General features: G+C 48.9%; 3 protein-coding genes. 2 read left to right on the top strand and 1 reads right to left on the bottom strand.

What is annotated here, in order from left to right; all coding sequences use genetic code 11:
- Positions 1-85 precede the first annotated feature (85 nt).
- The gene (locus QUB64_RS03895; protein ID WP_333267695.1) at positions 86-3913 is read right to left on the bottom strand and encodes a glycoside hydrolase family 2 protein; all 3828 of its coding nucleotides are present in this window, start codon (positions 3911-3913) and stop codon (positions 86-88) included.
- Positions 3914-4374: 461 nt separating this feature from the next.
- Between QUB64_RS03895 and QUB64_RS03890 the strand changes: the two genes are divergently transcribed.
- Positions 4375-10311, top strand: a complete 5937-nt coding sequence (locus QUB64_RS03890; RefSeq protein ID WP_333267693.1) for a PAS domain S-box protein — start codon at positions 4375-4377, stop codon at positions 10309-10311.
- A gap of 74 nt (positions 10312-10385) precedes the next feature.
- Positions 10386-15017 carry an ATP-binding protein gene (locus QUB64_RS03885; RefSeq protein ID WP_333267691.1) on the top strand — a complete coding sequence of 1544 codons (4632 nt, stop codon included), beginning with the start codon at positions 10386-10388 and terminating at the stop codon, positions 15015-15017.
- Positions 15018-15356 lie beyond the last annotated feature (339 nt).

Here is a 15356-nt window from a genome sequence, read left to right as displayed (position 1 = left end):
TTATGTTTGTAGTGCGGACTTCAGTCCGTTCTGAGAAATTTTGACCCAATGCGGACTAAAGTCCTCACTACAAACCTTATAAATTCTACCATCGATAATACCGATAAGGATCGTCCCCATTCTCGAAATCCGTCTTGTAATCCGGGTGATAAAACTCCTGACTAGAACCGTTAAACACAACTCCATCCGTCTTAAAACTTGCCCCTAAATTAGCCAAAATCTGAGCATTTGCCCGTGTTTGCCGCCAGCGAGTAAAACGCAAATAAGTCTTAGCATCAGCATTCAAACTATCCGGATCGATCTGAGAGAAAATCGCCACGCCCTTACCTACAGCAATCCGGCTTAACAAACCGTCAGCACCGATTTCTCCCCCAGACTTAATCAACCAAGTATCATAAAAAGAGCGCGATCGCAAATCAGAACCGCTAAGCCCCTTCACCTCATCCCAACCCGGAACCGCCAGCGAACCCCCAAAGTCCTTCGCTGGCTGCAAACTCACGCCCAAACCCGCAACCGGCACTTGACGCGGCAAGAAAAACGCATTCCCGCCACCATTCAAATAACTGCGTAAATCTGCATCTTTCAGATTCGCTTCGGCACCCACAACCGCCAAACCAACATCCTTAGCAAGCGAATCAGCCCGCTGATAAATTACCCCCAAACTGTCCAACTTCTTGGCATCCTTGTCTCCCCCAATTAAAACCACTTTATTCGGCTTTCCAAGCACTGGAGAATTCATCCCGTAACTCACAATTTGTTGTACTAACTGCGCCGCCCCACCATCTACAGAATAATGGTCTTCCAAATCCAACTCGTTTAAAATCAGCCGCCCTTTTCCATAATCCAATTCCATCAGCGGCGAATAAGCTAAATCAAACTCAGATTCCAAAATTGGCCGCCAACCGCTGCGGTGCGGTTTCTCAATTGAAGCGCTACTAACAGCACCGCGATTTCCCCAATGCCAGCCGTACCAAGGCATATTTGCCGGACTCAATCTTGCCCCCGTTTGAATCGTATCTGGATAAGCTTCAACCAGCGTGCTTTCCCCCATCCAATCGCGCAAATCTTCACCGTCTAAACCGCTAATTGCTGGATGGTTATTATCAACTGGATACGCGCGGCGGCTGACGTGTTCGGCAACCCGCAAACCCATGTTTTTCAGCCATTCCCGGCGCTGGGGAAACACCATTGCTTTGCCGCCGTTTCGCACGAAAGTTTCTAAATTTCCCGGCAAATTTTGCCCGCTAGAAAAGGCTTCCCGACCGATAATTAGTAGGGGCAATCCCCCCGTGGTTGCCCCTACATTACCGTTCCAAGGCACTAGACTATAACCTAACTGCTTTAACATTGCCGATGTTTTGCCCACAGGATCGAAGATTGTCACCGCATCCTTGACTTTGGCTTGAGTGGCAAACACCCGGAAAGGAAATGTATCAGAATGCGGGCGATCGCCAATTCGTGCAGTCAAGCGAATTTCGCCGTCAGCCTTGCTAGAAATTGTATTTGGCAATTTCACGTCAATTGGAAAAAATAGCGTGCCTGCTGTCTCAATTTTCCCCTTCTTCTCGCCAGTTGCCACCTCTTCTCCCCCGACCATTACTCGCCAATTTAATGCAAAATCCTGCTGCCCTCTGGTATCGTTAATTAATACTATTTGCTTTGCCAATTTGCCGCCTGCAAAAAAGCTGCGATCTTTGGCAGCAAAAGCCTGATTAGCACCAGCAATCCAAGCTAAAGTCGGGCCGTTATTATTCATAATTGCCTCCCCTGCCGGATAAATTTTGTAAGCTTCTGGCTGCAAATGATGCATCAGATTATTTGACACTTGCTTCAAATAAACGCCCCTGCGACCCGATTGAAATCCCCCAAGATCCACCTTAGTTCTGCCAGCATCCGAAACTTCCCAACCGTGTCCTTCCTGCCAAGGAATCATCCCCCCAGACATTCCAAAAGTCCGCCAACTCCGCCAAGTATTCGTACTGAATAAATGCTGCAACTTTTGAAAAGCAGGTGCAAAATCCAAATCCTTGCTCATGTGCCAGCTTTTATACTGCATATCCTTGACAAATTGCTCGCGCACTTTATTTTTATAAGCCGGGGTTTCTAACTGATAAGCTTCTTTTCCCAAGTAAATTGCTGCAAATTCTGTCATCCAAGGTTCGCTAACAATCACTTTATCAAAACCTTGGCGGTTTCGCATCATTGTCGCGTGCAGTGGCGTGCCAAATTCCACCACCATGTAGGGCATTTCTCCGGTTTTGCTCCACTCAGAAATCCACTCTTCTCTTTCTTGTAACGGCATCACATTTAAATAAGAATTCAGCGAATAAACATCGCCAAAAGTGCCGCCTTGATGTACCATTACAGGTCTGGTGGGGTCTACGGATTTCATAGCAGCAAAAGCTTCATTTCCCAGGGGGGTTTTTGCGCGCAACCGCTGGTCTTCCACGGGGCCGATTGTTCCTTCTACTGTTTTCTTGCCGATGCGGCGGGGATTTTGGTCGTCACCGTTGCCGAAATAATTAGGACTTGTCGCCCACATTAATACTGAGGGATGATTGCGGTAGCGGCGCATTTCTGCTGTCATTCGCCCTTTCCAGCGATCGATAATTTGGCGGTTATTCCACTGTTCGCTCCAAGCTATGGGAGTAATATCTAATGCGGGAGCCATAATTGGAAAACCTTTGAGGTCTGCACGTTCGGAAAATAGTTCTCGGAAGTGCCATCTACCCCGTTCGTCGTGATTCCAAGGCCAAATTTCTGCTATATTGAAACCAGCTTTTACATAGCCGTCTATTAAACTGTCTGAAACTTCTACTGTGCCGCCTTCCCAAGTATCGGAATGCAAGGCGGGACGCAGGCGAAACTCGGTGCCATTTAAGAAAAATTTGCGCCCTTCTACCCAAAATTCCCGGAATCCGAAGGGTTGGTGATATTGCGTGTTTGCGCCGCTGCCTGTTACTTCTAGTTGCAGGGTGTAAAGGTTGGGTTTGCCGGCATCCCAAAGCCGGGGATTTTGCCAATCCCATTGGACTTTTACGGTTTGAATTGGTTTGGCTTGAACGGTTGCACTTCCTGTAAATTTTTGTTCTACTTTGCCTTTTTCGTCGAGCATTTCTGCGATGAGTTGAACTTGACCGTTTTGGGTAATGTCTTTGAGTTCTACATCTAATTTAATTTGCTTTTTTCTGGTGGAAGTTTGGACGTATACATCGCTAACTAGCGGGCCTTGGGGAACGCTGAAAACCCGGACTTCGCCGATGATTCCCCGCGATTGCAGATTGGATTTTGTGGTGTAAATTTCTGTAGGACTCATAATCACGGCTTTGTCTTTTTCGTCGGATACTGCCGCGACTAAAATAGATATTGTATTTTGACCTGATTTTACTACTTTGGTAATTTCAACATTGCCGTAGGGCCATTCGATTTGACCGCAGTTAATGCCGTTGACAAAGATGACTGCATCGGTGCTGACTCGGGCTAAGTCGATAAAAAATCGGCGGTTTTGACCGTCGCCGGGAATGTCTATTTTTTTCTGATACCAAGCTTTTGATAGTTGTTTGCTGTTGAAGTTTTCCCAGTCTTTGCCGGTGCCGCGAGTGATGATTCCGGGTATGAATTCGTTTTTTTCTTCTTGCCAGTCTCCGGGTACTTGGATGGTACCCCAATTTGGGGATGTGGGGGGACTTTGGGGGTTGCCTGTGGCGGGGACAAATTGCCAGGTGCCGTTGAGATAGATTTGGTCGCGCTTGTTGTCGATCGCACTGGCGGTAGCTGGGGTAAGATTGGGAAAGCCGATCGATATTACTGAGTTGCTGACCGAGTAGGGATTTTGCAGCGCGTAACCGATGAATCCGAAGACGATGGCGGCTGCGAAAAATAATCCGATAATTTTTGCCAGCTTGTGATTCACGGTAACTTCCTCCCAGACATCAACTTATCCAGTTTGTCGCTTCATTTATCATAAGCTGTTGCGCGCATAAATTGCTTGGTTTCGACGACTGGAGAAAGGGGAGAGGGGGAGAGTGTCCGAGTGTCCGAGTGTCCGAGGGGGAGAGTGGGAGCATTTTTCTGATTCCCTCTGACCAATGACCAATGACCAATGACCTGTTTGAACAATGACCAATGACCAATGACCAATGACCAATGACCAATGACCAATGACCAATGACCAATGACCAATGACCAATGACTAATGACCAATGACTAATGACCAATGACTAATGACTTCGGCAAATCTGTCTCTGGGAAGATGGCACGGCGCCGACAAATGTGGTCTGGTATATAAAAAACACATAATTAGTTTTAACAATGTTGTTTCATCGGCACAAAAATAAATAGTGCGATCGCGCCATCGCTACAGGTCTAAAAAAAATGAGTCCGTTTCAGGTCTTGCCCTTACCCATTAAATCTTATAGCATTGCTACATTTAGCGCAGGCACGGCCTTACTGCTGACAACTCTGTTACTGTTTGCACTCCAGGCAACTCCTGCAATTTTACTTATTGCCGCTGCCATGGTTAGCGCTTGGTATGCTGGCTTAAAGTCCGCAGAACAAGAACTAGAAATAGAACGCCAGATTATTTCAAAAGTAATTGACACGACGGCTTGTTTGATTGTAGTTCTTGACAGCCAAGGACGGATTGTCCGCTTCAACCAAGCTTGCGAAAAAACCACAGGCTACTCGGTAGCAGAAGTTATAGATAAATATGTTTGGGATCTCTTCTTGATTCCTGAAGAAATAGAGCCAGTACAAACAGTTTTTTCCAAACTCAAGACCGCCGATTTTTACAGCGAATATCAAAACTATTGGCGCACTAAGAATGGCGGCAAGCGCTTCATTTCTTGGTCGAATACAGTGATACTAGATGGCGACGGTGCGGTAGAATATGCGATCGCAACTGGTATCGATATTACCGATCGCAAATCAGCAGAAGTAGCCCTGGCTTTGTCCTACGCTAAGCTAGAAACCCGCGTCAAGCAGCGCACGGCCGAACTGACAGTCGCTAAAGAAGCGCTGCAAGCTCAAGAAGAGCGATTTCGCTGTTTGAGTTCCTGTTCGCCGGTGGGCATTTTTATGGCGGATTTCCAGGGGCGATACACCTATGCAAACCCTCGCTGTCAGGCGATTTGTGGCTTGAGTTTGGCAGAACTTTTAGGCGACGGTTGGGAGAATTGCATTCACCCGGAAGACCGATCGCGCGTGTTGAGCCAATGGCAGGATTATACTCGGGAAGCTGGGGAATACGCGATCGAGTATCGCCTGCAAACAGCAGAGGGAATTGTCCGCTGGATTAACGTTGCTTGCTCGCCGATGTTCTCCGACTCCGGCGAACTGATCGGACACGTGGGCACGGTGCGAGATGTGACTGAAAGACAACAAACGCAAGCAGCTTTGGCTAGCAGCGAACAGCAACTGAGAACGCTGCTCGAAAATACGCCCGATGTGATTATTCGCACGGACAAAGAACTGCGTTATATTTATGTCAATCAAGCAGTTGCTAGAAGTCAAGGAAAACCAGTTTCATTCTTTCTCGGCAAAACCAGTCAAGACTTAGGAATGCCACCGGAACTGTGCCAGATGTGGGATGAAACCCTGCACAAAGTGTTAGCAACGGGTCGAGAAGAAATCATCGAATTTCAGGCGCACTCAACCGACGGTATCAGAAATTATCAATCTCGCGTAGTTCCAGAATTTGACAAAGACGGCGTACCAGAATCGGCGTTAATTGTTGCTCGCGATATCACAGAACTCAAACTTGCAGAAACTCAAAGATTGCAGTTGACAATCGAACAAGCAGCCCGGGAAAAAGCCCAAGTTGAACAGCAGCGATCGGCATTTTTAGCAGAAGTCAGTAAAATGCTGGCTGATGCGTTTGAGGGGGAAACAGTGCTGCAAAAAGTCGCAGAATTAGCCGTTAATTCGATCGCAGACGGGTGCTGCATTCATTTGACCGAAACCGACTCAAAAGTGCGCCGAGTGGCTGTAGCTCACGCAGAACCCTCTACGGTTGATACTCTGAATAACTTGAGAGTCCGCAGCCCGTTAGCCTCCGATGCTGTTAATGGCTATCCTCTGGTAATTCGCACCGGAAAATCAGAACTAATTGCCGAAGTATCCGAGGAGATTTTAGCAGCAGGAGCCGAAAATGCAGCAGAAATCGAAATATTGCGATCGCTAAATCTCGGATCTCACGCTTGCGTACCGCTGAAGGCGCGCGGGCGGGTAATGGGTGCGATCGCTTGCTTTACGTCGCAGTCTGGCCGCCGCTACAGTGCAGAAGATATGGCAATGCTAGAAGATTTAGCATACCGGGTGGCGATCGCCCTAGACAACGCCAGACTTTACGCAGAAGCGCAACAAGCACTATCTCAAACATCGCAATCCTTCGCCTTAATTGACTCGCTGTTAGAAGCATCTCCCCTAGCGATTTGCTTTCTCGATCGCCAAATGCGCTACATTCGGGTCAATCGAGTCTTAGCAGAACTCAACGGTTTGAGCGCCGAACAGCATCTAGGTCAAGACTTCCGCCAATTGTTACCAGCATCCTCCACCAAATTAGCACCGATAATTCAGCAAGTTATAGAAACCGGTCAGCCTGTTTTAAATGTAGAAGTTAGCGGCGAGCCTCAGGGAAAATCGGGAGAGTTAGGCTACTGGCTCGCCAACTACTACCCAGTCAAAAATGAAAGCGGAGAAATCATCGGAGCGGGGATAATAATCGCAGATATTACCGCAGCCAAAAAAACCGAATTAGCTTTGCGCGAAAGCGAAACCAGATTCCGCAGCGTGGTAGAATCTAACATGATCGGCATCGGTTTCTGGGATGCGAACGGCGACATTACCGAAGCTAACGACGCCTTGCTGGAAATGCTCGGATATACCAGAGAAAACTTGATTTCCCGACAAATTCGGTGGCTGGATATCACGCCGCCGGAATACGCAGAACTCGATCGCAGCGCCATCGTTCAAATTGCAGTATCGGGAAGTTGCGCGCCTTACGAAAAAGAATACATCCGCTCTGACGGCTCGCGCTTCCCGATTTTAATCGGCGGCGGAAACTTGCAAGGATGCAGCGACAAAGGCTCGTTCTTCGTGCTCGATATCACCGATCGCAAACTTGCCCAAAATCTGCTCCGAGAAAGCGAAACCAGATTCCGCAGCGTAGTAGAATCTAACATGATCGGCATCGGTTTCTGGGATGCGAACGGCGACATTACCGAAGCTAACGACGCCTTGCTGGAAATGATCGGATATACCAGACAAGACTTGGTTTCCGGACAAATCCGCTGGATAGATATCACGGCGCCGGAATACGCAGAACTCGATCGCCTCGCCCTCGCCCAAGTCGCAGAAGTCGGAAGTTGCGAGCCTTACGAAAAAGAATTCATCCGCTGTGACGGCTCGCGCTTCCCAATTTTAGTCGGCGGCGGAAACTTGCAAGGATGCACAGACAAAGGATCGTTCTTCGTGCTCGATATCACCGATCGCAAACAAGCTCAAAACCAGATCCGAGAAAACGAAATTCGCATTCGCAACCAACTAGCAGAACTCGACTTAGTTTACAACACCACACCAGTCGGGCTGTGCTTTCTCGATACCAATTTGCGCTACATCCGCATGAACGAATGCCTCGCTGCGATCAACGGCCGCACGATCGCAGATCACATCGGGCGCACCGTCAGAGAAGCGATACCGGAACTTGCCGATCTCGTAGAGCCGATTTACCGCCAAGTGCTGGCAACGCAAACCCCCGTACTCGATATGGAACTAAAGGCCGAAACCCTTCAACAGCCGGGAGTTGTGCGGGATTGGCAAGTCAGCTTTTACCCCGTGATCGATGAATCCGGAACGCTGTTGGGAGTCAGCAGCGTGGTTGCCGAAATCACCGATCGCAACCAAGCAAAACGGGTAATCCAGCAAAGCGAAGCTTTATTCCGGCGACTGTTAGACTCAAATATTTTCGGAGTCGCGATCGGCGATTTTACCGGCCGCATCGCCTACGCCAACGACTCCCTGCTCAACATGGTGGGCTATACTCGCTTAGACGTGCTCTCCGGTACAATGCGGTGGGACAAGATGACCCCCCCCGAATACCTCCACCTCGACGCCCGGGCGGCTCAAGAACTGCGGGCGTCCGGAGTCGCAACTCCTTTTAAGAAAGAGTACATCCGCAAAGATGGCAGCCGCGTGCCGCTGCTGATGGGCGCGACGACTTTGTGCCCCGACAAGGGCGAACCGGAGACGATCGTCGGATTCTACATTGACTTGACCCAAATCTCCCGGGTGGAAGCAGAACTCAAAAACAATCAACAACGGCTGCAAATCGCTCAGCAAGCAGGCAAAATCGGAACTTTTGAATGGAACGTCCAAACGGGCGAACTCGCGTGTACGCCGGAGTTAGAGGCTTTGTACGGGCTGCCGGCCGGCGGTTTCCAGAGCAGCTATCAAAATTTGCTGGCAATGGTGCATCCAGACGATCGCACTTTCACCGAACAGCAAGTGCAGGCGGCGGCCGCTTCCGGGGACGAATTAAACATTGAGTTCCGCATCTGTCGCCCGGATAGCAGCATCGGCTGGATTGCTTGCAGGGCTAAGGTGTTTCAGGACGATAACGGTTTGCCTCTGCGGGCGATCGGCGTGAACGTCGATATCACCGATCGCAAACAAGCAGAGGAAGCGCGATCGCAAATCAATCAAACTTTGGAAGCCTTGATCCAGGCTTGTCCCCTAGCAATAACCGTTTTGGGCGCCGACGACGGGATTGTGAAAATGTGGAACCCAGCCGCTGAGAGGATTTTTGGCTGGTCAGAATCAGAGGCGGTAGGTCAATTTGTGCCCAGCATTCCCCCAGACAAGCAGGAGGAATTCATGGCTAAATTGAAAGGAATTCGCGCCGGAAATGCGATCGCCGGTATGGAAACCCAACGCCAAAGAAAAGACGGCAGTTCGATCGACATCGGTTTGTGGGCAACTCCTGTCCGTGACGCCAAGGGTAACATTAACTGTATGTCGATCGTCGCCGACATCAGCGATCGCAAGCAAGTCGAGGCAGAACTCGCTCAGTTGCTCGATCGCGAACAAGCCGCGCGGGCAGAAGCAGAAGCCATCAACCGCCGGAAAGACGAGTTTCTAGCCACTCTTTCCCACGAACTGCGCACGCCTTTAAACGCAATTCTGGGTTGGGCTCAAATGCTGCGCACCCGCCCGTACACACCAGATTCTTTAGCCTGCGGTTTGGAAGCGATCGAGCGTCAGTCGAGGGTGCAAACGCAGCTAGTTGAAGATTTGCTCGATGTTTCCCGGATTATTCAAGGCAAGCTGGTTTTAAAACCCGGCTGGTTCGTCATGACAAAGACGATCGAAGTTGCTCTCAATTGTGTCAGTTTCGCCGCTCAGGCTAAGTCTGTGACTGTTTCCTCGGAATTTGACCCCGCAGTCAGTTTGATGTGGGGCGACGGCCAGAGGTTGCAGCAGGTAGTCTCGAATTTGCTGACTAACGCCGTCAAGTTTACGCCATCCGGGGGAACTGTCCAACTGCGTTTGTCAAGGGATTTTGGATTTTCGATTGCCGATTTGCGATCGGAAAAGGGCGCAACTGCTGCTAATTCCCCATCACAAATCAGCAATCAGTACGTGCAAATTACTGTTAGCGATACCGGCAAAGGCATTTCTGCTGAGTTTCTGCCCTACGTGTTCGATCGCTTCCGACAAGCAGATGGCTCAATTACTAAAGCTTACGGCGGTTTGGGACTGGGATTGGCGATCGTCCGCCACTTGGTGGAACTCCACGGCGGCACCGTGCGCGCCGAAAGTCCCGGAGAGGGACTCGGGGCGATATTTACGGTAATCCTGCCCCTGAAACAGCGCCGGAGCCAGCAGCCGCAGTTGAGAGAAGAAAGCAATTTGCCTCAAATTCGTCCGGATGTTTTGGCTGGTTTAAAGGTGTTGGTAGTTGATGACGAACCAGACAACCGCGAGTTTTTGGTGGTGGCGCTGCAAGAGTTGGGGGCGACGGCGACGGCTGCTGCTTCGGTACCGGAGGCGATCGACATTTTACAGCAGTCGCCACCGGATATTTTAGTCAGCGACATCGGGATGCCGGTTGAGGATGGCTACTCCCTGATCCGCAAAGTGCGATCGTCCGAAGCTGACAAAATCAAGCGCTTGCCCGCTGTGGCCCTGACAGCTTATGCTAGCGAACAAGACCGGGCTCGGGCGATCGAGGCCGGTTACGACGAACACTTAGCAAAGCCGATCGATTCTGCTCGATTCGCCGCAGTTTTAGCTCAGTTAAATGTGCCAAAATAGGGCGAGGTAAAAATTAACCCCCCAGAAGACTGCAAAAGTTAAAATTCGATCGCCAGCCCAACTCCTCGATCGTCATGCCCCTTAATCCTCTCAACAGCCCAGCCGCCCAACTTGTCAGCAAGCTTCCCCTGCGAACAGTTTTGATTGTTCCCTTTGTGTTGCTAACAGTAAGCGCCGTCGGGCTAGTGGGTTATCTTTCTTTCAAAAGCGGCCAGGAATCCGTCGAGGATGTAGCGCAGCAGTTAATGGAACAAGTAGGAGAGCGAATTGGCGATCGGCTCACCAACTACCTCAACGCCCCCCAGAATGCCGTAGCAGCCAACCGTCTAGCAGTAGAACAAGGAATGCTGAACCTCAACAACACTCAGCAACTGCGACAGCAACTTTGGCAGCAAATAATCCTCAACCCCACACTGCAATCGAGCTTTTTTGTCAATGAGCGAGGAGAACAAATTGGGTACGGGCGCCTGATGAGCCAAGAATTTGTGCAACAATTCACAAAAGTGACTGGCCAGAAATTCTCAATCGGTACGCCTTTTTTTTATAGCATGAAAAGTACCGACCTGGGTAACATGAAATACTACTCGGTTGACTCCAAAGGCAATCCCCTAAAACAGCTCTATAGCATCCCTATGGATAACCGCAAAACTGTTTGGTTTCGCCAATCCAAAGCCTCCAACAAACAAACTTGGTCGCCGATTGTAGTTTTGAAGGTGATGCCGACGTTAGGAATTTTTGCGCTGTCTCCCATTGAAGATGCTGCTGGCAAATGGCGGGGGGTTTTTACTTCAAATTATGCGCTGTCGGCAATTAGCTCTTTTCTCGATCGCCTCTACTTCTCTGAGTCGGGACAAACTTTTATTATGGAGCGATCGGGCAATCTGGTTGCTACATCCACCCGAGAAACGCCTTTTGTCAAGCACGCACAACAGCAACCGACGCGATTGCTAGCCGCCAACAGCCAGGATCTCCGAACCCGAGACATTGCTCGGCAACTCGCCAACCGATTTGGCAACTTGAGCTCGCTGGATAGATCCCAGCAATTTACCCTGACGAGCCAAGGAGCTCGGCAGTTTGTCCGCGTCGCTCCTTATGGAGATGCCTGTGGCTTGGATTGGTTGATTGTGGTGGTGGTGCCAGAGTCGGATTTCATGGCTCGCATTCAAGCGAATACCAGCAATACATTGTGCTTGTGTGCAGGTACGCTGGTGTTGGCGATCGCGATCGGATTGTTGACTGCCCGTTGGCTAACAAAACCCATTTTGCGATTGAATACCGCCGCCAAAAATCTCGGAAAAGGAGAATGGGATCGACCTTTAGAAATTAGACGCTTCGATGAGATCGGAGAACTCACCAGTTCCTTCAATTTCATGACAGCAGAACTGCAAAAGGCTTTTACAGAACAAAAATCTTTAACAGAAGCTTTAGCGCAAAGCGAGAGCCAACTCAAGCAATTTCTGGAAGCCATACCAGCGGGGATATCTATCCACGATGCCTCGGGTAAAGTCGTGTACTTCAACGAAACTGCCAAGCGTTTGCTCTGCGTAGAAAATATCCCTGATGCCACTTTACAAGAAATGGTAGAAGTTTATCAAGTCTACCGCGAAAACCAGCCGTATCCAACTGAAGAACTGCCCGCATTTCTAGCGCTGCGGGGCGAAACGGTACTTGTTGACGATTTAGAACTGCATCGAGATGGGGAAATTATTCCTCTTGAGGTGCGCGCCACACCAATTTTCGACGCAGACGGAAACATTATTTATGCCATCCATATTTTTTCGGAAATTGCACAGCGCAAACAATCTGAAAAACTATTAACTGACTACAATAGCACTTTAGCCACCGAAGTTGCGGAACGTACTGCTGCCCTAGCTCGTGCTAACCAACTATTAAATGATGAAGTTGCAGAGCGCAATTTGATAGAACAAAAACTTGACAGTTCTACCCAAAAAATTCTGAAAATTTTTGAGTCAATTGCCGACATTATACTAATTTTAGAATTACCTGAAAAAACAATTCAAGTTATACCTACTAAGGGAATTTTTCAAGACAACAATCAGACATATCAGCTAGACTCTATCCTAGAAAAAATTTTTGATGAGGGCTGCCAAGACATTTATTTCACTCAAGTTCGAGAGGCATTAGAAACCCAGCAAACTATAAATTTTGATTACAGTCTGCTGATTAACAACCAAGAAGTTTGGTTTGCTGCTAAAATTTCGCCATTGTCCGATCGCTCCGTGGTTTGGGTGGCCAGGGACATTAGCGATCGCCAGTTGGCAGAAGCCCGACTGCTGGAGGCCCAAAAAATTGCCAGGATTGGCAGTTGGGAATACGATATAGCCCAAGCAACAAGCACTTGGAGTGAAGAACTTTATCGTATGTTCGAGCTCGATCCGACTCAAGAACCCCTAGCAACCCCAGAATTAGTCGAGCGTTTTCATCCCGACGATCGATCGCCCTATTTGACAATGCTTCAGGAGCGATGTATCCATAAAAAAAGCTTTGAACTCGATCTGCGGCTGATCCGCAGAGATGGCTCGCTCACTTACCTTGAAGTCAGAGGGAAACCGGTTTTTGATACAAAAGGGCAGTTGATCCGTTGGTTCGGCACTGTCTTGGATATTACCGCTCACAAACAAGCCGAGTCAGCTTTGCGAGAAAGCGCCCAGCGGGAGCAAGCAATCGGGCGATCGATCGATCGCATCCGTCAATCCTTAGATATTGATACCATATTCCAAACCACAACCTCGGAGTTGCGAGAAACCCTCAAGTGCGATCGAGTCGCTATCTATCGTTTTAATCCAGATTGGAGCGGCGAATTTGTTGCCGAGTCAATGGGGGAGGGCTGGATCTCTGTGATGCAACAATTGAACGATCTTAATGTGCCAAACAATCTCGCCGCCGACTCTCGCTGTGCGGCGAAAACCCTGCAAGCCTCAGGTGAACCAGTGCGGGATACCTACCTACAAGAAAATCAAGGCGGTATGTACGATCGAGGCGTTTCTTACCGCACGATTGAAGACATATACACCGCTGGGTTTAATCCTTGTTACCTGCAACTGTTAGAAAAATTTCAAGCTAGAGCCTACATTATTTCTCCCATATTTTGCGGCAGTCAACTTTGGGGCTTGCTCGCCAGCTATCAAAATTCTGGCCCCCGCACTTGGGGCGAAGCAGAAATCAATATCGCCCTGCAAATTAGCACTCAACTCGGAGTCGCCTTACAACAAGCTCAATTACTCGAAGCCACTCAACAGCAAGCCGTACAGCTCCAACAAGCCGCCTGGGAAGCAGAAGCCGCCAACCTCGCCAAAAGCACTTTTTTGGCAAATATGAGCCACGAGCTCCGCACCCCTCTCAACGCAATTCTGGGATTCTCCCAATTGATGCAGCGCTCCGCAGATCTCAAACCCGAACAACAGGAAAATATCGGCATCATCAACCGCAGCGGCGAGCACTTGTTAACTCTGATCAATCAAATATTAGATTTAGCCAAAATAGAGGCGGGACGCATTACACTCAACCGAACAGACTTTAAATTAAGCAGCCTGCTCCACGAGATAGAAGAGATGTTTCAACTCCAGGCGCGGGAGCAACAATTGGAGTTAATATTTAGCTGCTCTAGGAATATTCCTGAATACCTGCACGCCGATCAAGTTAAGTTGCGCCAAGTTTTAATTAATCTGCTTTCTAACGCCATTAAGTTTACGAAAGAGGGAGGCATTGCAGTAAGAGTAACTTCGGTGATTGAGCAGGAAAATCAGCAATTACCAATAAATTACAAATTACATTTTGAAATAGAAGACACAGGTTGCGGTATGGCTCCCGATGAGTTAGATCAGCTTTTTCAAGCCTTTGTCCAAACCAAAACAGGGGAAACTTCTCAGCAGGGAACCGGCTTGGGGCTGGCCATCAGCCAACACTTTATTAAGCTGATGGGCGGTATGATTACTGTGGGCAGTGCAGTAGGACGCGGCACCACCTTCGCGTTTGATATCCCTGTCAGCGCCGTTGATGCGGCGGATATTCAACCGGTACAGCCGCCGCGTCGGGCGATCGCCCTACAACCCAACCAGCCGCGCTATCGTATATTAATTGTGGACGATCGCCAAGACAACCGCCAACTGCTGCTCAAAATCCTCGCAACCTTTGACTTTGACCTCAAAGAAGCCTGTAATGGCCAAGAAGCCATTGAAGTGTGGACGAGTTTTGAGCCTCAGTTAATTTTTATGGATATGTGGATGCCCGTGATGGATGGAGGCGAAGCCACGCAACGCATTAAAGCCACCGTTAAAGGTGAAGCTACCGTCATTATTGCCGTGAGTGCCGCTAACGCCGAGGAAACGCGAACCGTTACTGTATCAGATGATTGCGATGACTTTATCCACAAACCCTTTCGAGAGGCAGACATCTTCGCCACTGTGCACAAACATCTCGGAGTGCGTTACATTTACGATGAACCGGAGAGTTTGCCGGAGCCAACTCAAATCGAGCCTCCGACCCCAGAGAACGTTGCAGCTTTACCAGCCGATTGGCTGACAGCTTTAGAGAAAGCCACAATTGAGTGCGATTTAGAGTTGATTCTCAGTCAAATAGAGCAAATTCGCGATCGCGATCGCTCTTTAGGTAGCGCTCTAGCCGCATTGGCTAACGAGTTTCAGTTCAATGAAATACTGGCTCTCATCCGTCCCGAAACCAAATAAAAATGATATTAAATCTGGTTCGTAGTGAGGACTTTAGTCCTTCTAAAATCCTGAAGACTAAAGTCCTGACTGCAAACCTATAAAGGTGATTTTACAAAAAAAACAGCAACCACGCCCGAAGCTGAGGAGGTTCATAATTGATGAAATTATTGCAGAAGATGGCTTCTTCCTTCTCTCGCGACGATAACTAAAGGCTTCCTTCTTCCTAATGACTAATGACTAATAACGGCAGGAAAAGGTTCGATCGCGGATACAGCACTTCTGACTGCTGTTCGATCGCGGGTACAGCACTTATGACGGCAGGACTAATGACCAATGACCAATGACCAATGACCAACA

The sequence above is a fragment of the Microcoleus sp. Aus8_D2 genome (assembly GCF_036702665.1).
Classification (GTDB): domain Bacteria; phylum Cyanobacteriota; class Cyanobacteriia; order Cyanobacteriales; family Microcoleaceae; genus Microcoleus.
The sequence above is the reverse complement of the archived record's forward strand: the minus strand, read 5'-3'. Positions and strand labels throughout refer to the sequence as shown.

Bases quoted from the DNA above. Each gene is read 5' to 3' on its own strand.
- QUB64_RS03890 (WP_333267693.1), top strand. From the start codon at position 4,375: ATGAGTCCGTTTCAGGTCTTGCCCTTACCCATTAAATCTTATAGCATT.
- QUB64_RS03885 (WP_333267691.1), top strand. From the start codon at position 10,386: ATGCCCCTTAATCCTCTCAACAGCCCAGCCGCCCAACTTGTCAGCAAG.